The following is a 22,661-nucleotide window of genomic DNA, read 5'->3' on the forward strand; positions in this document are numbered from 1 at the left end:
GATCGTTAAGGGGTGGTAAGGATTGGGATGAGTGTCGCCAGGACGGTGCAATTGTAGGGCGGGCAACGCGAAGCGTGCCCGCTACGCCCGAATACGATGAGAAAAGATGGTGGGCACGGCGTGCGAAAAGCACGCCTTTGCCCGCCTTACGAGACTATGCCGGTCTACCGCCCCTGCTCCGCGAACTCGTGCTTGGTCTCGTGGCCGCCGACGAAAACCAGAATGCCGGCGAGCAGGGGCAGCACGGCGAGCACGAGCAGGCCGGTCGAGGTCTGGCCGGTGGCTTCCTTGACCCAGCCGATCAGATAGGGCCCGCCGAAGCCGGCGAGATTGCCGATCGAGTTGATCAGTGCGATGGCGCCGGCCGCCGCCGTGCCGGAAAGCCAGGAGGTCGGCAGGGTCCAGAACACGCCGAAGACGCAGAACACGCCGATGGCGGCGAAGGTCAGCGCCACCATCGTCATGACGGGGTCGGTGAGATAGCTCGAGACGGCGAGCGCGATGGCGATCAGGATCATGGGCGCACCGACATGCATCACGCGCTCGCGCGTGGCGTCCGAGTGCCGTGCCCACAGGATCATCGCGATGGTGCCGAACACATAGGGGATCGCGGTGACGAAGCCGGTCTGCGCGTTGGTGAGGCCGAACGCCTTGACGATCTGCGGCAGCCAGAACTGCATGCCATAGAGCGCGCCGACGAAGCCGAAATAGACCAGGCTCAGCATGATCACTTTCGGCGAGGACAGCGCCTCGCCGAGCGAGAGATGCTTCACAGCCTGCTTGGCCGCGGTCTCGGCGTCGAGCTTCGCCTTGAGCCAGGCCTTCTGCTCGGACGAGAGCCAGTCCGCCTTCTCCGGCCTGTCGGTGAGATAGAACCAGGTGACGATGCCGAGCAGCACCGAGGGGATGCCCTCGAGAATGAACAGCCATTGCCAACCCTTCAGGCCCATGGCGCCGTCGAGCCCGAGCAGAAGGCCCGAGATCGGCGCGCCGATCACGGTCGAGACCGGGACTGCAATGGCGAAGGCCGCGAGGAAGCGGCCGCGATATTCGGCCGGGTACCAATAGGTGAGATAGAGGATGATGCCGGGAAAGAAGCCGGCTTCGGCCACGCCGAGCAGGAAACGCAGCACGTAGAAGCTGGTGACCCCACTGGTGAGCGCCATCAGCGCCGAGATGATGCCCCAGGTCACCATGATGCGGGCGATCCAGCGGCTGGCGCCGAACTTCTCCAGCGCCAGATTGCTCGGCACCTCGAAGATGAAATAGCCGATGAAAAAGATGCCGGCGCCCCAGGAGAAGATGAGCGGCGTGAACTTCAGCTCCGCGTTCATGGTCAGCGCAGCGAAACCGAGATTGACGCGGTCGAGATAGGAGAAGAAGTAGGCCAGCACCAGGAACGGAATCAGGCGCCAGGAGATGGCGCGGATGGTCGATGTCTCGATTTCGGACTTGGCTCCGCCGGCCGAACCGGCATAGGTCGTTGTCTGGCTCATGGCTTCCCCCCGGGTTGTTGCTTTTGTGAGCTGATCCGGGGTTTTGAGCATCGCGGGCAAAGAGTCAATGGAGCAAGCAATGCACGAGGCGCAGCGGCCCAACCCCGTTGCGCTGCGACAGAGGTCGCTGATCCGCGCCGCCCTCGCGCTGGTCGTAATCGCCTGCGGACTTGGCTTGCGCTGGTACGGCTTTCCGCTCGGACTTCCCGCCTTCGTCGTGAAGTATGGCGGCTCGCTGCTGTGGGCAACGATGGTGTTTCTGCTGGTCGGAGTTTTGCTGCCGCGGCTGACGCGGGCACAGATTGCAGCCGTCGCGATGGCCATCGCCGTCATGGTCGAGTTTTCCCGGCTCGTGCACACGCCATGGCTCGATACGTTCCGGCTGACCATGGCCGGCGCGCTGCTGCTCGGGCGCATCTTCTCGCTGTGGAATCTGGTGGCTTATGCGGTCGGGATTGCGTTCGGCGTTTGGATCGATCGATCGATTGGCGGGATGCGTAGGGTGGATTAGCGCAGCGTAATCCACCAACGTCTGCTTTTGCGGCAACAGACCGTGGTGGATTACGCTGCGCTAATCCACCGTACAATCAGTCCGCCAGTTGAAACCGCTCAAACCGATCGAGCTCGTCCTCGATCTTTTGCTTCAGCTCCTTGCGCCCCGCGGTCTTCTTGCCCTGCCCGACCCAGGTCCATTTCTGCATCAATAGCTTCTTCGCCTGCCTATCGGTCTTGAGATCGAGCGCGGCGACGATCTCGTCACCGACCAGCACGGGAAGCGCGAAATAGCCGAGCTTGCGCTTGGCCTTCGGCACATAGGCTTCGAACAAATGATTGTAGCCGAAGATGAGATTGGTGCGCTTGCGCTGGATGATCAGGGGATCGAACGGCGACAGGATGTGGACGAGATCGGGCGACACCTCGTGCGGCTCGAGCGCTGCAGGCGCGGCCCAATGCTCCTGCTTGCCGGCGCCTTCGAGCGCAACGGGCACGAGCTCACCGCGACGGACGCGAGAAGCAATCAAGCTTGCCACCGCCTTCTTGCTCGGCGCGTCGAGGTGGCAGATCGAATCCAGGCTCACCGCACCTTGCGAGCGCAGCGCACGGTCGAGCAGGTAGGCCGTGATGTCCTTGCTAGACGCCGACTTCGGCAATTTGTCCCAGCCGAAATGTCGCGTCATCAGCTCATAGGTCTTGAGCATGCCCTGGCGCTCGCTGACGGTCGCGACGCCCGTGTAGAAGGCGAGCTGCAATGCCCGCTTCGAAGGCTTTCGGCTCTGCCAAAGGTGCTCCTTCTCGGTGAGCACGTCATCCTCGATGTCGCGGATCGTCAGCGGGCCGGCGCGCAGCAGCCGCATCACCTTGCGCGTGTCGGCGGGCTTCACCGAGGCGTACCATTTGTGCCCCTCGCGCTTGTGCTCGCGCATCGCGGGGAGAAAGAAGCGGAAATCGTTCGCCGGCACGTAGGACAGCGCATGGGTCCAGTATTCGAACACGGTTCTGTCGACGCTCTGGGCCTGGCGCAGATCGGCGCGGCGGTAGGACGGGATGCGGCTGAACAGGATGTGGTGGTGGCTGCGCTCGATCACGTTGATGGTGTCGATCTGCACATAGCCGAGATGGGATATCGCATCTGCCACCGCATGCGCGCCCTCCCCGAACGGCGCGCGCGCGTCCAGCCTCTGGGCGTGGAGCCAGATCTGCCGGGCCTGTGTCGTGGTGATCGGAAGCGGTTTTGGTGCGCGGGACATTGCGGCATGCAATGTAGCGGGATTTGCGGGAAGGCAAAGATGCGGCCAAAGAAAAAGCCGCGCTGCCAACTGCTGACAGCGCGGCCGGACGAGCGCGCCTTGGCGCCTACTTCATCATCATAGCCTTCTGCGCCTTCATGTAATGCATGCAGCCGCCCTTCATCTTGCCATTGCTCATGTCGGTGTTGGCCATGGCCATTTCCTTGTTGGCCGCGACTTTGGCCGGCGTGTCGGCCGTGCCCATCATCATGGCTGTCGATTTCATCATGTTCTCGCCGGTGCACGCCATCATGGCGGCGGAGGCGGGCGACAGGGAGAGAGCGAATCCGGCAAGGGCGGCGGCGGTCAGCAAGATCTTCATCGAAAAGTCTCCTCCGTAAAAAACAAACCGGCGCCATGCCGGTATGCGTTAGTACGTTTTTCCAGAGAGAATGTTTCGCGGAGAAGCAATTTTTGTTGCTGCGGTGCGAAGCGGATGAGCCTAGCGGCCGTCCTTCGGCGCCTTGGGCCGGTCGCCAACGCTGCCGGTGGCGACATCAGGCTCGCACGAGGCCTTGCCGCGCCCGTCCCCCTGGCAGCGATAGACGCTGCCGGTCAGACGGTCGACCAGCCACATGTTCTCGTCGGTCGGCCCCTCGAGGCCGACATAGCGGGAGGTCAACCCCGTGATCAGCGTCGACAGCAAGATCGCCACCGCGATCATTGCCGCGCCGATATAGATGGGCATGGCGTTCAGAGAGACGGTCCGATCCGGCGGGCCATTGCGATAGGATTGGTAATCACGCTGATAGTCACTTGGCCTCGGCACTGGACGGAACTCGGCTCCTCTTTGCATGCGGCTAGCGGGCGATGAGTCGTGCTAGTCGCGCATCTGGCCGAAAGCTTGTTCGCAGCCGGGCCATGCGGCGACGGCTTTGCGACGATCGATGTGTATAGGTTTCCGACGAGATGAGGCGGCCCCAAGGACCGCCTCGAACTTTGCACCGCCTCGACGTTTGCGATGGTTCCGATTTCAGCGGCGACCGAACAGCCCGCCCATCATGTGACCGAACACACCGCCAGGACCGCCCATGCCGCCGCCTCCACCATGGGCGTGACGGCTGCCGCCGCCGGAGGAGCGACGGCGCGACGGTTCGTCCTCGGACTCGTCGGAAGTGGCAACGCGGCTGGAGACGATCTCGGACTGCATCGCCTTGTGCTGGAGCTTGTTGAGATAACCGGTCACGGGATAGCCGCGCGCCGCCTGCCAGCGCTTGATCACGAAGCGGGTCTCCTCGTCGAACTTGCTGGTTGCCTTGACGTCGAAGCCGAGGCCGGTGAGGCGGCGCTGCACGTCGCGGCGCTGGTTCTTGTCGAGGCCAATCTGGTCCTCGGAGACCTGGTCGGCCGCGTCGGTGAAAGTGGCTGGATCGACGCCGGCGGTGAGATTGCGCGTCGTCGTCGAGGGCCCGTCCTGCAGTGCGGCAATACGAGCGAGCGCCAGCGGCTTGAAGGTGCCGTTCGGATAGTTGGTGAGGTAGGCGTTGAGCTCCTCGATCTTGTTGGTGTCCTTGATCGAGCGCCAGAACTCGAGCTCGACTTCGCCGGCCTGGGCGACGGTCGCAGGTCCCGCAGCATCCGGCGCAGGCGCGGCGGACGGATTGGCGGCGTTGCCGACCACGAAGGCGACGCGCTTGTCGGCGAGCGCCGCGCTGCCGCTGAAGACGAAGGCCGCGAGGGACATTGCCGCGAGCAGGAAACGCATGGTCTTTCTCCCGGGATCCAGAACCATCGATGCCCGCAGTGTGATCTCCTTCACGGACGCTGGATGTGATCTAGATCACGTTGGGATCACCGCGGATCGAACCGGCCCCAAAAAAGACTCGACGATACCTGTTCGGCTGCTCAGGCAGCCCTCCCTGGGAGCCGGTTGCGCGATCCGAAACCCCGCAAAATGCGCTAGGATGGGCCCGGAAGCCCCTCTCGCCACCGTGATCAGGATCACATCAGGGCCTTTGAACCTGCCCTAGGCTCGCAGCATCAAATCGCCATCAGGCGTAACAGCGAGGATACGACAATGACCCGTTTTGATAAGTTCTTTGCACTGAAGGCGATTACCCTCACGGCCGCGCTGTCGATGACGGCGGGCCTGGCGCTGGCCGGCGACGGCAACGTCTCCGCGGGCCAGATCCTGGATGCGCTGAAGCCGAAGCCGGCGACCCGCGGCCTGTCCGTCGATCGGCCGGCCGATCCGACCGCGCAGGCCAAGGAAGCGACATTCCTGAACACCGTGCGCAACCGGCAGACCCGGTCGCTCTCGATGGGCGAGCGCGACCAGATCGCCGAGCTCGCGGCGACCAAGCCGAAGATCGATCTGGAGATCCAGTTCGACTACAACTCGGCCGACATCGCCAAGACCTCGGTGCCGTCCGTGCAGGCGCTCGGCAAGGCGCTGTCCGATCCGTCGTTGAAGGGCTCGACCTTCGTGGTCGCCGGCCACACCGATGCGGTCGGCACCGAAGAGTACAACCAAGGCCTCTCCGAACGGCGCGCCGACACCATCAAGAAGTACCTGGTGCAGACCTACGGCCTCACCGGCACCGATCTCGTCACCGTCGGCTACGGCAAGACCAAGCTGAAGGACACCGCCAACGGTGCCGACCCGATCAACCGCCGCGTCCAGGTCGTGAACATGGACACCAAGACCGCGTCGAAATGATCTTGGCGTGATCGCCACGACACACGCCGCCTGCCGCTCCCCCGGCCGGCGGCGATGTCATATCCAGCTCTGGAACAGCATCAGCCGGTTGAAATTCTGCATCGAGACGCCGATGAAAGCCGCCGAGATCGGCAGCATCAGCGCAAAGCCGATCGCAGCCACGCCGACATAGGCCCACAGCAGCCAGCGCGGCAGCCCCGCTCGTCGCAGCACATACACCAGTGCAAGCGACGCAACGGTTGCGGCCGGCAAATAGTAATAGATGAAGCCAAGTGTGCGCGGCAGCAACGCCCAGGCGAGCCACGAGCCGAAGTAGAACGCTGCGATCAGGAACGCATCCCAGCGGCGCACGACGACGACGTCGCGCAGCACGATCACGAGCGCCAGCAGCGCCGGCCACAGCACCAGCGGGTTGCCCAGAAAGACGATCGCGGAGACGTTGTCCTCCGCGGTCTTGTCGAACAGGAACCACACCGGGCGCGCCAGCAGCGGCCAGGACGGCCACGAGCTCATATAGGTATGGCCGGCGATCGCAGTCGTCGTGTTGTCGGCAAAGATCCGGCGCTGCGCCTCGATCAGATCCGGCAGCGACAATCCATAGAGCGGAACGAAACTGGCGAGATAAGTCAGCGCCGGCAGCACGGCAAAGCAGAGCGCGACATGAGCCGCGCGAAAGTCGGGCCAGAGATCGGGCCGATACCAGTCGTCCGGCTTCGCGTCGGCGAACAGCGTGCGCCAGCCCTGCATCAGGCGGATCAACGCGACGGTGGCGATGCAGACCCCGAGTGGAAACAGGCCGCTCCATTTGCAGGCCGCGGCGAGACCGAACAGCGCTCCCGCGAGCGCGAACAGCGCATGCGGCCGCTCTCGTCGAAAGCCATGCATGAAGGCGGCAACCGCGAGCAGGCCCAAGCCCAGCGCAAAGATGTCGAGCATCGCGATGCGCGCCTGCACGTAGACCATCTGGGTGAACGCAGCGATCAGCGCCGCCGCGATGGCGGGTCCTTGCGCGGCGAACAGCGCAAGGCCGCACAGATAGATCGCGACGATCGCGAGCGCGCCGAACAAGGTCGCCGGATAGCGCCAGCCGAGCGCATGGTCGCCGAAGGCTGCGATCGATGTCGCGATCAGCTCCTTGGCCAGCGGCGGATGCATCGGATTGAGCATCGGCTGCGACATTGATGGCGACAGCATCTGCCGCGCAGCCGGCACATAATGCACCTCGTCGAAAACGAACTTCTCCGGCGTGGTGAGACCGATCAGCAGCGCCAGATGCGCGATCAGGAAAATCACGACAGCGATCACTGCGCTCCGCGACATCTTCGGAACCGCAGGCAATTCGAGCGACTGCTGTGGGGCTATTTTGCGTGGCAAATCTGCTTCACCGCGGAGAAAAACAAAGACGGCACTTTTCATTGAACGCATTCTGCCGCAACTGTCACTAAGCATAACGCACGTACCGCACCGCTTGTGATAATTTCGCCACATCAGAAGCGCGTGCGATCCGGTACGATCAGGGACACATCGATCGGTTGCGAAATGAATTTGCGTTTCTGGCTTTTCCCAACGCTGTTGTCGGCCGTAGTGTGCGTATCATTTAGCGCGCAGGCGCAAACACGCGTCGGCGAAGCCGTATTGATCCAGAACGACGTGGCGCGTGTGGCCGCGACCACCACGCCGATCAATGTCGGCGACAGCATGCTGCGCGACGAGACCGTGCGAACCGGCGCCGACAGCGCGGCACGCTTCGTCATGGCCGACAGCACCAACCTGTCGCTCGGCCCCAGCGCCACGCTGAAGCTCGACCGTACTGTCTTCAACGACGAGCACAGCTATCGCGACGTCGCGATCCGCATGACCACAGGCGCATTCCGTTTCGTCACCGGACATTCGGAGAAGACCGCCTACAAGATCACCACGCCGCTCGCGACGATCGGCGTGCGCGGCACCACGCTCGACATCCTCTCCCAGCGCGGGCGCTCCGTCGTCGTGCTGCAGGACGGTGCCGCCAGCGTCTGCACCACGAGCTTCCAGTGCGTGCAGCTGGCCCAGCCCGGCGACACCGCGATCATCACATCGACCGGCGGCAAGATCGTCATCACCAAGACCAACACACCGCCCTGGACGTTTGCCGCCAATTGCGCGGCAAGTGCCGGACTGTGCTCCGTCAACCAATATGCCGACGCATCGCCGACCATCACGCCCGCCGTCCACGACGACGGCATGCTGTGCGGGCGGTGACGATGGCGAGATTCAGCGTCAGGCGTTTCATCCTCGCAGCTGCACTGACCGCGACTGCCGCGTTTGCGTTTCTCGTGTTCGATGCGCGATCGGCCACCGTCCAGGCGGCGGAGTGCGAATCCGAGTGCGGTGGGCCGACGCCTTACCCGACCTATTCACCGTCGCCCCCACCGACATACACGCCGACACCGTCGCCTTCTCCTTCACCGAGCCCCTATCCGTCGCCCTCGCCGAGCCCGTATCCACCGCCTCCACCGACGGGCCCGACCGGCGCGGATTCCAGTGGCAGCTCGATCGGCGGTCTCGCGGGCCAGCGCTTCAACCAGATGATCACCAACCGGGTGCTCGGCACGGTGCTGCTCGGCGTCAACGAGCAGGTCAATTGCAGCGACTGCATCAGCGCGTTCGGCTCGGCCGGCTCGTTCTCGGCCGGCATCCACGGCCGCAAGGAACTCACCAACAATCTGTCGCTGCTCGCCGGCATTGCCTACACGCAGTACAACGAAGGCGGCTACCACATCACCAGCGCGCCGATCGGCGCCTTCGCACTGCGCTATGATTTCACGGATTGGGGCTCGTCGCGCCCGTTCTTCGACATCGGCACCATCCTGACGCCATGGGAGAAGGCGCGCTACACGCGCAGCTACAACACCAGCCTCGGCCCTGTCACCGTCACCGGGTCGACCAACGCCTCGAATTACGCCGTCTACGGCCGCGCCGGCTGGATGAGCCGCGTGTCACCGCGCGACGAGGTTGCCGCCTCGATCGAGGTCTGGCAGCTCTGGCAGCGCGTCTCGGGTTACAGCGACAGCGCGGTCGCGTTCAATCCGTTCGACGCCACCATCGCGACCGGCACCGACCGCACCAGCCTCGTCAAGATCGGCGGCCAGTGGACGCATCTCTTCGGCAGCAACATCGAGACCAACATCAATGGCGGCTGGGTGCAGTCCTTCGCCAGCCATAGCGGCATCGTCGCCACCGTCACCGGTGACGGCACGGTGGTGCCGACGATGGGCAACCAGGGCTGGTTCGAATATGGCGGCCGGCTCGGCTTCCGCGTGCAGAAAGGCTGGGTCGTGGATCTGTTCGCGAACGGCACGCTCGGCCCGCAGCCGGTCGGCAACACGATTCATGGCGGCGTGGGGCTGCGGATCAATTATTAGGCCCCAACCTCCGCCGTCATGCCCCGCGCAGGCGGGGCATCCAGTACGTCGCGGCTCTTCCGTATCATCGCGCCGTCTCGGAGTACTGGATCGCCCGGTCAAGCCTGGCGATGACACCGATCATGTGGCGGGAGCGTGCCGCATCACGCCGCCGACTTGCCCTCGAACGCGCGCCGCAGCACTTCCACATCCAGCTTGACCATCTTCATCATGGCCTGCATCGCGCGCGCGGCCGCGGCCTTGTCGGGGCTCGACAGGAATTCAAACATCACCTTCGGCACCACCTGCCAGGACACGCCCCAGCGATCGCTGATCCAGCCGCACTGCTGCTCCCTGCCGCCACCGGCGAGGAATGCATTCCAGACGCTGTCGACCTGGGCCTGATCGTCGCAATGGATCATCAGCGAGAGTGCGTGGGTGTATTCCATCTTCATGCCGCCGTTGAGCGCGACCAGCGGCTGCCCCGCCACCGTGAACTCGACGACGAGTACCGAGCCTTCCTTGCCGGACGGGCCGTCCGAAACGTTGCGCTGAACGTGCGTGATCTCCGAATTCGGCACGAGCGAGACGTAGAACTTCGCGGCTTCCTCGGCATCGCCGTTGAACCACATGCAGGGCACGAGCTTGGACATCGTGAAGGCTCCTCTCTGGCGTTTCGATTTGCTTGGATTTCGATCAGGCGTTCGCCATGTCGGACTGCTCGGCGAAAGCTGCCATGTCCATCCAGTTCACACCCCACATATGCCCATCCGGATCCTCGAAGCTGCGGCCGTACATGAAGCTGTACTCGTCCTTCGGGCTGGGGTCGGCCACTCCGCCCGCGGCCTCGGCCTTGCCGACGATGTCGTCGACCTCTTTGCGGGTGTCCGCGGAGAGGCAGAGCAGCACCTGGTTCGAAGTCTTGGCATCCGCGATCGGCTTCGGGGTGAACTTGCGGAACTTATCGTGGGTCAGGAGCATGACGAAAATGGTCTCGGAGAAGACCATGCAGCTCGCCGTATCGTCGCTGAATTGCGGATTCTTGACCGCGCCGACCGCCTCGTAAAAGGCGGTGGCGCGCTTGAGGTCAGTCACCGGCAGATTGACGAAAATCATTTTGGGCATCGGAAGCTCCTGGGCGTGGGTTCTGCCCAAGGACGGATGGCCCGACGGCCACCCGACACCGCTTCCGGATATTTTTTAAGATTGCGCCTGCGTGGTTCCGCCGCACAGAACCAGCCGGCTTTCAGGCCCTTACTTCTTCTCGTTGGGATCCCGGTGAATGGGATCGACCCACAGCACGGTCTCGGGCTTCTCGATCGGCTCGATGTCGAGATTGATCGCAACCGCCTCGCCGTCGCTGCGCACCAGCACGCATTCCAGCACCTCGTCGGGGCTGGCATTGATCTCCTGATGCGGCACGTAGGGCGGCACGAAAATGAAATCACCGGGGCCGGCCTCCGCGGTGAATTGCAGGCTCTCGCCCCAGCGCATCCGCGCTTTGCCCTTCACGACATAGATCACGCTTTCGAGATGACCATGGTGATGCGCGCCGGTCTTGGCGTCAGGCTTGATGCTGACCGTGCCCGCCCACAATTTCTGCGCGCCGACGCGGGCGAAATTGATCGCGGCCGCGCGGTCCATGCCGGCCGTCGACGGCACGTTGGTGTCGAGCTGGTTGCCGGGAATGACGCGCACGCCGTCATGTTTCCAGCGATCGTCATGATGATCGTGGTCATGGTGCGAATGCGTGTGGTCATGGCCGGTCATGATTCTTGCTTTCTGTTGGTTCCGTGCGGCGAAACTAACCAAAGCCGCGACATCAAGCCATACCAAAAAAGGAACTCTCATAGCCGCCAAGTGTTGTCCTGGCGAGCAAATCGGAAGGAGAGTTTCCATGGGTAGCACGAGCGACAAGATCAAGGGCACCGCGAACGAAGCCGTCGGCAAGGCCAAGCAGGGCATTGGTGAAGCCACCGGTTCCGATAGGCTGCAGGGCGAAGGCGCGGTTCAGGAAGTCAAGGGCAAGGGCCAGAAGGCCATGGGCGACGCCAAAGAAGCCGCGAAGGATGCGGTGGATCGCGCCGCTGCGTCGGCAAAGCGCGCAGCAGACTAACGCGCACAGAACTGACAATGAAAAGACCGGCCGCATGGCCGGTCTTTTTGTTTGCGGGTGCGCAGTGTGCTCACTTCACCGCGAGCAATTCCACGTCGAACATCAGCGTCGCGTTCGGCGGGATCACGCCGCCGGCGCCGCGAGCGCCGTAGCCGAGCTGCGGCGGAATGATCAGCGTGCGCTTGCCGCCGACCTTCATCGTGGCAACGCCCTCGTCCCAGCCACCGATGACGCGGCCCTTGCCGATCGGGAATTCGAACGGCTCGTTGCGGTCGACGGACGAGTCGAATTTCTTGCCCTTCTGGCCGTTCTCATAGAGCCATCCGGTGTAGTGCATCACGCAGGTCTGGCCGGGCTTTGGCGAGGCGCCGGTGCCGACGACGCTGTCGATGACTTGCAATCCTGAAGCTGTGGTCATGGTCTTTCCTGCGGTCTGGGCCGAGGCCGTGGTGGAAACGAAGCCGGACACGCCACCGATCAAAGTGATCGCGAGTGCCGACATGATGGCGAGGAGTGCGCGCTGGAAACGCTGCATGAGGTACCTTCCGTTTGAGGCGGGAGGTGTCTAGCGCAACGAAGGTACGGTTTCCAGCCCTGCGCTCCTCTCAGTAGCCCAGCGCGCAGCCGTCCTTGCGCGGGTCCGAACCGCCGGTCAGCGTGCCCTTGTCCCAATCGATCCAGATCGCCTGGGCGCCGCCGAGCGGGCCGACCACGCTGGTGGTCTTGTGGCCGAGCTTCTTCAGGCCCTCGACGATGTCGGCGGGCACGCTGTCCTCGAGCTGGTACTGGCCCTCGTAGTGCAGGCCGCGCGGCATGTCGATCGCCTCCTGCACATCGCAGCCAAAGTCGAGAATGTTGGTCACGACATGGGTCTGGCCGACCGGCTGATACTGGCCGCCCATCACCGCGAACGGCATCACGGAGCGGCCGCCCTTGGTCATCAGGCTCGGCATGATCGTATGCAGCGGACGCTTGCCGCCGGCGATGCAGTTGGGATGGCCGGGCTGAATGCGGAAGCCGCCGGCGCGGTTCTGCAACAGCACGCCGGTCTTGTTCGAGACGATGGCCGAGCCGAAGGAATGCGCGATCGAATTGATGAACGAGCAGACGTTGCGATCCTTGTCCACGACCGTGATGTAGATGGTCGAGGGATTCATCGGCGGCGCGACGTTCGGCAGGTCGAGCATGCCGTCCATGCGGATTTTTGCGATGTGCTCGTCGCAGAACTCCTTGGCCAGGATCCTGGAGACCTCGACCTGCATATGATCAGGATCGGCGACGTGCAGCTCGCGATGCATATAGGCGATGCGGGCTGCTTCAGCCTCCAGGTGGAAGCGCTCGATGCTGAGCGGCGCGTATTTCGTCAGATCGAACCGCGACAGGATATTCAGCATCAAGAGCGCGGTGAGGCCCGGGCCGTTCGGCGGGCACTGCCAGACGTCGTAGCCCTTGTACATGGTGCCGATCGGCGTCGTCGTCTCGGTGGTGTGCGCGGCGAAGTCGTCGAGCGTGTGCAAGCCGCCGATGCCGCGCAGGGTCTCGACCATATCTTCGGCGATCGGGCCCTTGTAGAAGGCGTCGCGGCCGTCCTTGGCGATCGCGCGCAGCGTCTTGCCAAGCTCGGCCTGGCGGATGACGTCACCTGCCACCGGCGGCTTGCCACCCGGCAGCAGGTAGCGAACCGTGTTGGTGCCGTTCCTCAGCTTCTCGAACTGGTTCTTCCAGTCGAAGGCGATGCGGGGCGCAACGACGTAGCCTTCCTCGGCCGCCTTGATCGCGGGCTGGAGCAGCCGGTCGAAGCCGAACTTGCCGTGATCGCGCAGCACGGTCGCGAACGCATCGATCACGCCGGGGATCGAGACCGCATGCGCCGAGGTCAGCGGCACGGAATTGATCTTGCGCTCAAGATACCAGTCGGCGTTGGCCGCCTTCGGCGCCCGGCCGGAGCCGTTATAGGCGATGATCTTGCCCTCGCCGCGCGGCTGGATCAGCGCAAAACAGTCGCCGCCGATGCCGGTCGATTGCGGCTCGATCACGCCGAGCACGGCCGAGCCCGCCACCGCCGCGTCCACCGCCGTGCCGCCCTCGCGCAGCACCTCGATCGCGGCCAGCGAGGCCTGCGGATGCGAGGTCGCCACCATCGCGTTGGTGGCGTGGACCGTGGACCTGCCGGGGAAGTGGAAGTTTCTCATCGAATTCTTGCTCTCTTCAGCCGTGGGCGCACCTGGGGCGCCATCTCGGAAAACCAAGCCTACATGACACATTCGGGCCTATCCGGGCAATGCTGGCATACCAGGGAAATGGCTGCCATCCGCTGGGCGTATAGGCGGCTATTAACCTTCGGCCATGCGGGTTTTCCGGGCGCCGCCCGCCTGCTAAACGAGCCGCCATGATCACCAAGGTCGCCGCCTTTTATCAATTCGCCGCCCTGCCCGATTACCGCGAGCTGCGCGAGCCGCTGCGCGCGTTCTGCGCTGACCTCTGGCTGAAGGGCAGCGTGCTGCTGGCGGGCGAAGGCATCAATGGCACGATCGCAGGCGCGCCCGAGGCGATCGACGCCTTCGCCCACGAGCTCGCCCACGGCGTCCTGTTCGGCGGTCGGCTGGACAATCTCGAACTGAAATTCTCGACGGCCGAAGCGATGCCGTTCGGCCGGCTCAAGGTGCGGCTGAAGAAGGAGATCGTCACGCTCGGGGACGAGGCCGCCGATCCGACGCGTCAGGTCGGCACCTATATCGACGCCAGCGAATGGAACGCGCTGATCGCAGCACCCGACACCCTCGTGCTCGACACCCGCAACGCCTTCGAGGTGGCAATGGGCACGTTCGAGGGCGCGGTCGATCCTGACATCAAGAGCTTCGGTCAATTCAAGGAATTTGCCGCCGAGAAGCTCGATCCGGCCAAGCACCGCAAAATCGCGATGTTCTGCACCGGCGGCATCCGCTGCGAGAAGGCGAGCGCGCATCTGCTGGCGCGCGGCTTTGCCGAGGTCTATCACCTCAAGGGCGGCATTCTGAAATATCTGGAAGCGGTGCCGGAAGCGCAGAGCCGCTGGCGCGGCGAATGTTTTGTGTTCGACGAGCGCGTCGCGCTTGGCCATGGTCTTCGAGAACACGGCCTGCAACAAATTGGACTTCGCGAACGGGACAAGGACGCGGCACGTGACGAATGAGATCAAGACTCTTGCTGAGATTTTTGGCGAGCGCATCGACGCGCTGGAGACGCGCATCGCCTATCAGGACGACACCATCGAGACGCTGAACCAGACCATCACCGCGCAGTGGAAGCAGATCGACGCGCTGACGCGGAAGATCACAGAGCTCGGCGAGCGGCTTCAGGAAGCCGAGGCGAATGCGCCGGGCGCAGCCAATGAGCCCCCGCCGCATTATTGATCTCTCTTACTCGCCGACCGCCCTGGGCAGCAGGCGCGCCACCTCGACCGACATCATCAGGCGGTCGCGCCCGGCTTCCTTCGCCGCATAGAGCGCCTGATCGGCGGCTTCGACGAGTGTGCCTATGCCGGCGGTGCGCTCCAGCGCCGGCCGGCAGGTTGCGCCGCCAAGCGAAGCCGTGACGTAGCCTGACGCATGATTGGTGCCGTGGACGAGGCCCGCCTCGCGGATGGCCCTGCGGATCCGCTCGCCGATCCGGGCACAGCCGGCGGCATCGGTGTTCGGCAGCAGCATGGCGAATTCCTCGCCGCCATAGCGGGCAGCCAGATCTCCGGGGCGCTTCATCTCGGCCGCGATGACCTGCGCCACCACGCGCAGACAGGCATCGCCCGCGGGATGGCCGTATTCGTCGTTGTAGGACTTGAAATGATCAACGTCGATCATCAGCAGAGCGAGGCTGGAGCGGTCGCGATAGGCGCGCGCCCATTCCTCGTTGAGCCGCTCGTCGAAGCGGCGGCGGTTGGCAAGCCCGGTGAGGCTGTCCTCGATCGCAAGCGTCTCGAGCCGGGTCTCCAGCTTCTTCTGCTCGGTGATGTCGCGCGAGATCGCAACCACGCCGTCGACCTTGCCGTTGTCCTTGCGCGTGACCCGCATGGTCGATTCGAGCCAGACCTCGGTGTTCGTCCGGTGCGTGTTACGGTAGGTGACGCGCGCCTCCTCCGTGTCGCCGCGCCTCATGGCATCGACGATGGCCTGGACCTGCGGCCGATCTTCCGCATGAATTCCGGCAAGTGCCGGTGTGCCGATCAGCTGGTTGGCGCGCCAGCCGACGACGCGGGCCGACGATGGCGAGACATAGCGCAGCCTCTCGTCGAGCCCGATGCGCGTCACCATGTCGCTGGAGCCTTCCGCGAGCAGGCGGAAATGCGCTTCCTTCTCGACCAGCGCCGCGGCCATGCGCTGGCCCCGCTGCAACTGCCGCACCAGCACCGCGCCGATGACCGCGATCAGCATCACCAGCGCGAGCACGTAGAGCATGCGGGAAATCGCGGCTGCGCGCCAGGGTGCGAGCAACTCGTCCTTGTCGACGGTGGCGAGCAGAACCAGCGGGTAACGGCCTGAGCGATTGAAGAAGCTGACGCGTTCTGCGCCATCAAGTGGCGACTTGAAATGATAGGCGCCGAAGGGCCGTTGCAGGCCGGCGTCGCGGAAAAGCTGGGTGTCGGCAACGCTACGCCCGACGAATTTGTCGTTGCCGGGGTTGCGCGCGATGATCAGGCCGTCGCCATACATCAGCGTCACCGAGCTATTGCGGCCGATCTCGAACTGCTCGTAGAAGTGCGAAAGAAATTTCGAGCTGATGGCCGCGAGCACGACGCCGCCAAAGCTGCCGTCCGGCTTGTCGAAGCGGCGCGACAATGTGACGACCCATTCGCCGTCGAGCAGGCTCTTCACGGGGTGCCCGACATGGGCCTCTCGTTTCGGGGACAGCTGATGATAGCGGAAGAACGCATCGTCGCTGAACGTCGAGCCGATCGTACCGGGTGAGGTCAGCGAATTGCCCTGGTCGTCGATGACTGCGAGGCTGTGCACGCGGTCCATCGCCGTCTTGCGGGCCTCCAGGAGGTTTCTGAGCTTGGCGATGGTGTCAGGATTGGTGCCGTCGATCTCCAGCCGGCTGACCACACCGACCACACCGTAATCGAGCAGATCGAGGCTGTCCTCGGCATGCTGGGTCAGCGAGCGCGCGACGTTCGCCATCTCGGTCTCGGCGCCCTTGAGCACCTGGTCGCGGGCGGCCCATTCACGCCAGCCACTGACGCCGAGGATGGTCATGCAAGTGAGCACGACGAACGCCGCCGCGCGCAGCGGCAGGCGGCTCCATCCGGCTCTCTGTGAGGCGACGTTCATGCGGCAGAAATCTCCGATCATCGGAACTTCTGCCGCTTCTGTTATTGAACCTTGAAACGCTTTCCGACATTCGCAGCGATATGCGGGTTTTCCCGTACTCCTACGGACCGGGGCTTCCGCAGATCACTAACAAGGTCTTAGCAAGCCTATCGGAAACCGGCGCCCCTGCCTGCGCTGAAGATCGCGCTAGCTGAAGATCGCCTTAACCTTCTCCCAGAGCGAGGGATTGTCGGCGTCAGCATCGGCCTTCGAGGGCGTGGGCTGCACGGCGCTCACGGGGTCGGACGCGGGGAAGGTATCTTCCAACCCGGTATCGAGCTTGGCATGGCGATCGGCGGCGAGTGCCTCATGCAGATCGTCGGCGTGCTTGTCGTGCGGCGCGGGGTTGAATGTCTGAGCCATGGAATTCCTCCTCCGATGGCTTGGTCAACGCGGCGCTTTTGCGCTGGTTCCCCTGTTCCGCTCCGGCCTCACACGGTGTATCAGGAACCTCAATTCTGCGTCAGGACAGTTCGTGCCCCAGTCTGCGACAAAACCCTTCATCGACGTGCTCTCCGGCCAGCGGCAGGTCATCCCGCCGGTTTGGATGATGCGCCAGGCCGGCCGCTATCTGCCGGAATATCGCGAGCTGCGGGCGAAGGCCGGCGGCTTCCTCGATCTCTGCTTCAATCCGGAGCTCGCCGCCGAGGTCACGCTGCAACCGATCCGCCGGTTCGGCTTCGATGCGGCGATCATCTTCTCCGACATCCTGGTGATCCCCTACGCGCTCGGCCGCTCCGTGCGCTTCGAGGTTGGCGAAGGTCCGCGGCTCGAGCCCCTGGATGATCCCGCCAAGGTCGCGACGCTCGCCGCGCATGCCGATTTCGGCAAGCTTGCGCCGGTGTTCGACGCGCTCAAGCTCGTGCGCGGTGCGCTCGATGAAAAAATCGCGCTGATCGGTTTCTGCGGGGCGCCATGGACGGTTGCGACCTACATGGTCGCGGGCCACGGCACGCCCGACCAGGCGCCGGCGCGGATGATGGCCTACCGGCATCCGGAGGCGTTCGCGAAAATCATCGACGTGCTCGTGGAGAGCTCGATCGAATATCTGCTGGCACAGCTCGCTGCCGGCGCCAACGTCTTGCAGATTTTTGATACCTGGGCCGGCGTGCTGCCGCCTGTCGAGTTCGCGCGCTGGTCGGTCGAGCCGACGCGGCGTATCGTCGAAGGCGTGCGCGCAAAGGTGCCGGATGCGAAGATCATCGGCTTTCCGCGCGGCGCCGGCGCGCAACTGCCTGGCTATGTCGAAGCGACCGGCGTCAACGCGGTCAGCATCGACTGGACCGCGGAGCCGGCCTTCATCCGCGAGCGCGTACAGAGCAAGGTCGCCGTGCAGGGCAATCTCGATCCGCTGGTGCTCATCACCGGCGGCGGTGCGCTCGACCGTGCGGTCGACAACACGCTGGCGAACTTTGCGCAAGGGCGGTTCATCTTCAACCTCGGCCACGGCATCCAGCCGGAGACGCCGATCGCCCATGTCGAGCAGATGCTGAGGCGCGTGCGGGGGTAATTTTTTAGCTCCTGGTGGAGCACAAAAACAAAAAACGCGAAAACAACCCCATGCACAGTAGAGACACCACGCCCGATCAATGACTTAGAGCGCGCTGAAATCAGTGGCCCGTCATCGCACTGGATCGCACTGAGGTTTGACACGTCGGGCAAAACAGGAGCATGATGACATCATCCCGCCGATCGTGATTTCGCAGGCCAGCTAGCGCGGCCGGCTGCGCTCGATGATCTCGGCGGCGCCCTTGCTCAGCAGATCGAGACCGACCGCACGACCGAGCTCACGCGGGCGATTGGCCGGGCCTGTGTGCGAGACCTCGATGATGGTGTTGCCGGAGAGATCGAGCACGGACGCCGTGAGCGACATCTGATCGCCTGATATGGTCGAGAAGCCCGCGATCGGCGAGTTGCAGTGACCGTTCAGCACCCACAGCACCTCGCGCTCGGCGTCGGCACAGGCGTGCGCAGCGGGATCGTCGATCGATGACAGGATTTTTCGCGTTTGCCAGTCCTGCGCGGCACATTCCACCGCGACGATGCCCTGCCCTGCCGCGGGCAGCATCTCCGCCGCGTTGAATTCATAGGCGATGCGGTTGGAGAGACCGACACGATCAAGGCCCGAGCGCGCCATGATCAGCGCATCCGCAGGACCGACAGCGCCGCCATCCGGCAGGCGCTGCATCTCACCATTGTCGAGCTTTCGCACGCGTGTATCGGCTGCGCCGCGGAAGTGAATCACCTCGACGTCCGGGAATAACCGCCGCGCATAGGCTGCACGACGGACTGCGTTGGTGCCGATCTTGAAACCTTTGCCGCGGGACTGGCGCAATGCCTCCAGCGTCACGCCACCGCGCAGCACCAGCGCATCGCTTGCGGGATCGCGCGACAGCGTGGCGCCGATGACGAGGCCCGGCGTGTCCTCGTTGCCGGGCATGTCCTTCAGCGAATGCATCGCCGCGTGTAGCTCGCCCGAGAGCACGGCGGCACGGATCTGCGCCACGAAGGCGCCGCCCTTGCCGCCATGCGGCAGCAGCTTGCTGGTCTGGTCGAGATCGCCCGTGGTGTCGAACTTGACGATCTCGACGTCGAGATCGGGCATGGCGGCGGTCAGGCGGCGCGCGATCTCTTCCGTCTGTGCCAGCGCCATCGCGCTCTTGCGGGTGCCGATCTTGAATCGCGTAGCCAAACCGTCTTCCTTTCGAACCGCGTATTTACCGCGCATCCTCCAATATCATGTCGGAGGCCTTTTCGGCGATCATGATGATCGGCGCATTGGTGTTTCCCGACACGAGGTCCGGCATGATCGAGCCGTCGACGATTCGAAGGCCTTCGAGCCCCCTCACCTTCAGCCGCTGGTCCACCACCGCGAGCGCGTCATTGCCCATACGACAGGTCGAGGTCGGATGGTAGATGGTGCTGCCGCGCTCGCGGCAATAATCAAGCAGCTCGGCGTCCGTGGATACCTTCGCCCCGGGATCGTACTCTCCGGCCACGAACGGCTTCAGCGCCGGCGCATTCAAGATCCTGCGCAGGATTTTCAGACCTTCGACGTTGGTGGTGCGGTCGGTCTCGGTCGACATGTAGTTGATGCAGATTTCCGGCGGCACGGTCGGGTCCGCGCTTTTGATCCGCAAGGACCCGCGGCTTTCGGGCCGGAGCTGGCACACCGACGCCGTGAAACCGGAAAAATCGTGCAGCCTCTCGCCCATCTTGTCGGTCGAGAACGGCAGGAAGTGCACCTGGATATCGGGCGAAGCCAGCCGTGGACTGGTCTTGAAGAACGCACCCGCGGTGCCCGCCGCGATCGTCAGCCAGCCTTTCCGGAACAACGCATATCGCGCGCCGGCCATGGTGCGGCGAAGCGGATGATTGATGGTGTCGTTCAGTGTGATCTTCTGCGAGCAGCGCATCACGATACGGACCTGCATGTGGTCCTGGAGGTCGTGGCCGACGCCCGGCGCGTCCAGTACCACATCGATGCCATGCTTGCGCAGCAGATCGGCAGGCCCGACACCGGAGAGCTGGAGCAGCTGCGGCGAGTTGTAGGCGCCGCTCGACAGCACGATCTCCCTGCGCGCACGCGCGCGGCGCAACGTGGCGCCTTGCCGGTACTCGACGCCGACTGCGCGGCGGCCCTCGAACAGTACGCGCTGGCCGAGCGCGGAGGTTTCTATCTTGAGATTGCCGCGCGTCTTTGCTGGACCGAGATAAGCCACCGAGGTCGAGGCACGGCGGCCATTGCGCGTCGTGGTCTGGAACAGGCCGACGCCTTCCTGCGTGGCACCGTTGAAGTCGGGATTGTAGGGCAGACCGGTTTCGACCGCGGCGTCCATAAACGCCTTCGACAGCGGATCGGTCACGACCATGTTGGAGACCGGCAGCGGCCCGCCGCTGCCGTGATATTGATCGGCGCCGCGCGTCTGGTTCTCGGCCTTCTTGAAATAGGGCAGCACATCGTCATAGCCCCAGCCGGCATTGCCGCGCTGGCGCCAGCGATCGTAATCCTCGTGCTGGCCGCGGACATAAAGCAGACCATTGATCGAGCTCGATCCACCCAGCGTTTTTCCACGCGGCTGGAACACCTGCCGCCCCTTCAGCTCGGGCTCCGGCTCGGTCTGGTACATCCAGTTGACCGTCTTCTCCTTGAACAGCTTTCCGTATCCAAGCGGCACGTGGATCCAGATGTTGGAATCCTTAGGTCCGGCCTCGAGCAGCAGCACGCTGTGCTTGCCGTTCGCGGAAAGCCTGTTGGCGAGCACGCAGCCGGCCGAGCCGGCGCCGACGACGATGTAGTCGAATTCAGGGTCAGACGGTGCAAGGGAGGAATTTGCGTTCATGCGCTATTCTTTTTGTTGGCGTGGGCGTTTCCGTTTCGTCACTAGCACAATCATGCGCGCACGCGCAGCGCCTCGACCAGCGACTTGAACGCACGGGCGTATTCCGCGCCCGCCCTTGCGATATCGGCGCGCCCGGCGCAGGCGACCGCGGCTTCCGTGACCGCGCCCAGCAGCAGCCGCGCCAGAGGCTCGACCGGCTGCCGCGCGATCAGACCGGCTTCCATCGCCACCGAGAGCGCACGCGGCATCTTGCCGCCAAAGTGTTTTGCGTCGATCTCGCGCCAGCGCTCCCAGCCGAGCACAGCCGGGCCATCGCGCAGGATGATCTGGCCGGTCGGTCCCTTGGCGGTCGCGGCAAAGTAATGCTGGGTGCCGGCGATCATCGCGGCGAGCACGTCCTTCTCAGTGCGCACGGTGCCGTCGATCTCGGCGACGAGGTCGCGCGAGACGGAATCGAACACCTCGGCGAATACCGCCTCCTTGGTCCTGAAGTGGTGATAGACCGCGCCCTTGGCGACGCCGGCCGCCTCCGCGATCTCGTCCATCGTGGTCGCGGCAAAGCCTTGCGTCCCGAACAGGTGGCGCGCCGCCGTCAGGATCGCCTCCGTCGTCGCTGCCCGCCGCTCCGCCTGTTTGGCCACGAGTCCTCGTCAGAGTGATGGGTGAAGCCGAAGCGAGTTAGGCCGACAGCGGCGGTCTTTCCGTTTCCTCCCCCCTTGTGGGGGAGGGGCAGGGAGAGGGGTGCCACACGGGGATCCTATCGATCTCGAACCTGCCCTCAGTGCATCAACAACAACCGATACCTTTTCCTGGGCTACCCCTCTCCCTAGCCCTCCCCCACAAGGGGGGAGGGAACGCACTTCCGTCGGGGCGGCCAGCGAGTCTGATCTATCAGGCTCTAATCGAATTCGCCTCACACCTCCAGTTGACTTTTCGACCACCGGTCGGTATTTACCGACTATCAGTCGGTTTTAATCGTGAGGTGGCCCATGCCGAGCCGTGACATCGTCGAAGATTTCGCGAAGCGGTTGGAGGACGGGGACTTCGTCGGCGCGATCGAGACATACTATACGCCTGACGCAGCGACCTACGAGAACAACGCGGCGCCGACCGTCGGACGGGAGAAACTGGCGGCCAAGGAGCGCGGCGTGCTCGCCGCATTCAAGGAGGTCAAGGCCGTCCGCATCGGTCCGAGCCTGATCGAGGGCAACCATGTCGCGACGCGCTGGACATTCAGCTTCACCAACGCCGAAGGCGTCATCCGAACGATGGATGAAATCGCCTGGCAAACCTGGCGCGGCGATCAGCTGATCGAGGAACGGTTTTATTACGATCCGAAGCAGCTGGGGCGGTGATACGCAAACCCAGTACACCGCTGTCATCGCCCGGCTTGACCGGGCGATCCAGTACGCCGAGACGATTGTGATTCAATCGATAGGCTGCGGCGTACTGGATGCCCCGGCCAAGCCGGGCATGACAGCGGAGCGAGCGGAGATCATGTTTCCTCTCGTTACAGCCGTAACGCGAGGCGCCGC

Annotated in this window: 24 protein-coding genes and 1 pseudogene; 9 read left to right on the forward strand and 16 right to left on the reverse strand. The window is 64.0% G+C overall.

Annotation, left to right across the window (positions count from 1 at the left end; genetic code table 11):
- Window positions 1-164: 164 nt before the first annotated feature.
- The gene (locus IVB29_RS35955; protein WP_247508166.1) at window positions 165-1,496 is read right to left on the reverse strand and encodes an MFS transporter; all 1,332 of its coding nucleotides are present in this window, start codon (window positions 1,494-1,496) and stop codon (window positions 165-167) included.
- A gap of 79 nt (window positions 1,497-1,575) precedes the next feature.
- Here IVB29_RS35955 and IVB29_RS35960 point away from each other — a divergent pair, with 79 nt between their 5' ends.
- Entirely contained in the window at window positions 1,576-2,007 is a 432-nt protein-coding gene (locus IVB29_RS35960) for a DUF2809 domain-containing protein (RefSeq protein ID WP_247508167.1), read from the forward strand.
- A gap of 76 nt (window positions 2,008-2,083) precedes the next feature.
- Here IVB29_RS35960 and IVB29_RS35965 read toward each other — a convergent pair whose 3' ends face one another.
- The 4 genes and pseudogenes from IVB29_RS35965 to IVB29_RS35980 form a co-directional block, all read right to left on the reverse strand.
- Window positions 2,084-3,244: a crosslink repair DNA glycosylase YcaQ family protein gene (locus IVB29_RS35965; protein ID WP_247508168.1), complete on the reverse strand. Its 1,161-nt coding sequence runs from the start codon at window positions 3,242-3,244 to the stop codon at window positions 2,084-2,086.
- 106 nt (window positions 3,245-3,350) lie between these two features.
- The gene (locus IVB29_RS35970) at window positions 3,351-3,605 is read right to left on the reverse strand and encodes a hypothetical protein (protein WP_247508169.1); all 255 of its coding nucleotides are present in this window, start codon (window positions 3,603-3,605) and stop codon (window positions 3,351-3,353) included.
- A gap of 120 nt (window positions 3,606-3,725) precedes the next feature.
- Window positions 3,726-3,971, reverse strand: a complete 246-nt coding sequence (locus tag IVB29_RS35975) for a hypothetical protein (RefSeq protein WP_247508170.1) — start codon at window positions 3,969-3,971, stop codon at window positions 3,726-3,728.
- 285 nt (window positions 3,972-4,256) lie between these two features.
- A pseudogene (locus IVB29_RS35980) lies at window positions 4,257-4,886 on the reverse strand (peptidoglycan-binding domain-containing protein); the annotation flags it as partial.
- Window positions 4,887-5,300: 414 nt separating this feature from the next.
- On the opposite strand from IVB29_RS35980, the gene IVB29_RS35985 reads away from it, so the two are divergent.
- Entirely contained in the window at window positions 5,301-5,942 is a 642-nt protein-coding gene (locus IVB29_RS35985; protein WP_247508171.1) for an OmpA family protein, read from the forward strand.
- A 57-nt stretch (window positions 5,943-5,999) separates the two neighbouring features.
- Here IVB29_RS35985 and IVB29_RS35990 read toward each other — a convergent pair whose 3' ends face one another.
- Entirely contained in the window at window positions 6,000-7,430 is a 1,431-nt protein-coding gene (locus IVB29_RS35990; RefSeq protein ID WP_247508172.1) for a glycosyltransferase family 39 protein, read from the reverse strand.
- Between the two features lie 51 nt (window positions 7,431-7,481).
- On the opposite strand from IVB29_RS35990, the gene IVB29_RS35995 reads away from it, so the two are divergent.
- Window positions 7,482-8,183, forward strand: a complete 702-nt coding sequence (locus tag IVB29_RS35995) for a FecR family protein (RefSeq protein WP_346731328.1) — start codon at window positions 7,482-7,484, stop codon at window positions 8,181-8,183.
- Between the two features lie 2 nt (window positions 8,184-8,185).
- Window positions 8,186-9,346, forward strand: coding sequence for a hypothetical protein (locus tag IVB29_RS36000; protein ID WP_247508174.1), 1,161 nt, complete (start codon window positions 8,186-8,188; stop codon window positions 9,344-9,346).
- Between the two features lie 143 nt (window positions 9,347-9,489).
- Here IVB29_RS36000 and IVB29_RS36005 read toward each other — a convergent pair whose 3' ends face one another.
- From IVB29_RS36005 to IVB29_RS36015, 3 genes are all read right to left on the reverse strand, one after another.
- Complete coding sequence (locus IVB29_RS36005) at window positions 9,490-9,978, reverse strand: VOC family protein (protein WP_247508175.1); 489 nt, start codon at window positions 9,976-9,978, stop codon at window positions 9,490-9,492.
- Between the two features lie 43 nt (window positions 9,979-10,021).
- A complete protein-coding gene (locus IVB29_RS36010) occupies window positions 10,022-10,450 on the reverse strand; it encodes a VOC family protein (protein WP_247508176.1) in 429 nt (142 codons plus the stop codon).
- A 129-nt stretch (window positions 10,451-10,579) separates the two neighbouring features.
- Window positions 10,580-11,095 carry a cupin domain-containing protein gene (locus IVB29_RS36015; protein ID WP_092028967.1) on the reverse strand — a complete coding sequence of 172 codons (516 nt, stop codon included), beginning with the start codon at window positions 11,093-11,095 and terminating at the stop codon, window positions 10,580-10,582.
- 127 nt (window positions 11,096-11,222) lie between these two features.
- On the opposite strand from IVB29_RS36015, the gene IVB29_RS36020 reads away from it, so the two are divergent.
- Complete coding sequence (locus tag IVB29_RS36020) at window positions 11,223-11,441, forward strand: CsbD family protein (protein ID WP_247508177.1); 219 nt, start codon at window positions 11,223-11,225, stop codon at window positions 11,439-11,441.
- 70 nt (window positions 11,442-11,511) lie between these two features.
- Here the strand turns inward: IVB29_RS36020 and IVB29_RS36025 are convergent, their stop codons facing one another.
- Window positions 11,512-11,976 carry an FKBP-type peptidyl-prolyl cis-trans isomerase gene (locus tag IVB29_RS36025; RefSeq protein WP_247508178.1) on the reverse strand — a complete coding sequence of 155 codons (465 nt, stop codon included), beginning with the start codon at window positions 11,974-11,976 and terminating at the stop codon, window positions 11,512-11,514.
- 70 nt (window positions 11,977-12,046) lie between these two features.
- Window positions 12,047-13,633, reverse strand: coding sequence for a gamma-glutamyltransferase (ggt, locus tag IVB29_RS36030; protein ID WP_247508179.1), 1,587 nt, complete (start codon window positions 13,631-13,633; stop codon window positions 12,047-12,049).
- 197 nt (window positions 13,634-13,830) lie between these two features.
- On the opposite strand from ggt, the gene IVB29_RS36035 reads away from it, so the two are divergent.
- Together IVB29_RS36035 and IVB29_RS36040 are read left to right on the forward strand one after the other, a co-directional pair.
- Window positions 13,831-14,613, forward strand: a complete 783-nt coding sequence (locus IVB29_RS36035) for a rhodanese-related sulfurtransferase (RefSeq protein WP_247508180.1) — start codon at window positions 13,831-13,833, stop codon at window positions 14,611-14,613.
- On the forward strand, window positions 14,603-14,833 hold the full coding sequence (locus IVB29_RS36040) for a SlyX family protein (protein WP_247508181.1): 231 nt from the start codon (window positions 14,603-14,605) through the stop codon (window positions 14,831-14,833). Before IVB29_RS36035 ends, IVB29_RS36040 begins: the two co-directional genes overlap by 11 nt.
- A 6-nt stretch (window positions 14,834-14,839) precedes the next feature.
- Here IVB29_RS36040 and IVB29_RS36045 read toward each other — a convergent pair whose 3' ends face one another.
- Both IVB29_RS36045 and IVB29_RS36050 read right to left on the reverse strand, forming a co-directional pair.
- A complete protein-coding gene (locus IVB29_RS36045; protein ID WP_247508182.1) occupies window positions 14,840-16,744 on the reverse strand; it encodes a diguanylate cyclase in 1,905 nt (634 codons plus the stop codon).
- A gap of 186 nt (window positions 16,745-16,930) precedes the next feature.
- Window positions 16,931-17,146 (reverse strand): hypothetical protein, encoded by a 216-nt coding sequence (locus IVB29_RS36050; RefSeq protein ID WP_247508183.1) that lies wholly within the window; start codon window positions 17,144-17,146, stop codon window positions 16,931-16,933.
- Window positions 17,147-17,258: 112 nt separating this feature from the next.
- Here IVB29_RS36050 and hemE point away from each other — a divergent pair, with 112 nt between their 5' ends.
- Window positions 17,259-18,293, forward strand: a complete 1,035-nt coding sequence (gene hemE, locus IVB29_RS36055) for a uroporphyrinogen decarboxylase (RefSeq protein ID WP_247508184.1) — start codon at window positions 17,259-17,261, stop codon at window positions 18,291-18,293.
- Between the two features lie 201 nt (window positions 18,294-18,494).
- On the opposite strand, the gene hemC is transcribed toward hemE, so the two are convergent.
- The 3 genes from hemC to IVB29_RS36070 are packed head-to-tail and all read right to left on the reverse strand — an operon-like array spanning window position 18,495 to window position 21,767.
- Window positions 18,495-19,475 carry a hydroxymethylbilane synthase gene (hemC, locus tag IVB29_RS36060; RefSeq protein WP_247508185.1) on the reverse strand — a complete coding sequence of 327 codons (981 nt, stop codon included), beginning with the start codon at window positions 19,473-19,475 and terminating at the stop codon, window positions 18,495-18,497.
- Window positions 19,476-19,500: 25 nt separating this feature from the next.
- Complete coding sequence (locus tag IVB29_RS36065) at window positions 19,501-21,126, reverse strand: choline dehydrogenase (RefSeq protein WP_247508186.1); 1,626 nt, start codon at window positions 21,124-21,126, stop codon at window positions 19,501-19,503.
- A gap of 50 nt (window positions 21,127-21,176) precedes the next feature.
- Window positions 21,177-21,767 (reverse strand): TetR/AcrR family transcriptional regulator, encoded by a 591-nt coding sequence (locus IVB29_RS36070; RefSeq protein WP_247508187.1) that lies wholly within the window; start codon window positions 21,765-21,767, stop codon window positions 21,177-21,179.
- Window positions 21,768-22,115: 348 nt separating this feature from the next.
- Here IVB29_RS36070 and IVB29_RS36075 point away from each other — a divergent pair, with 348 nt between their 5' ends.
- The gene (locus IVB29_RS36075; protein WP_247508188.1) at window positions 22,116-22,481 is read left to right on the forward strand and encodes a nuclear transport factor 2 family protein; all 366 of its coding nucleotides are present in this window, start codon (window positions 22,116-22,118) and stop codon (window positions 22,479-22,481) included.
- The last annotated feature ends 180 nt before the right edge of the window (window positions 22,482-22,661 follow it).

Origin of the sequence: Bradyrhizobium sp. 1 (genome assembly GCF_023073315.1) — a bacterium.
Classification (GTDB): Bacteria; Pseudomonadota; Alphaproteobacteria; order Rhizobiales; family Xanthobacteraceae; genus Bradyrhizobium.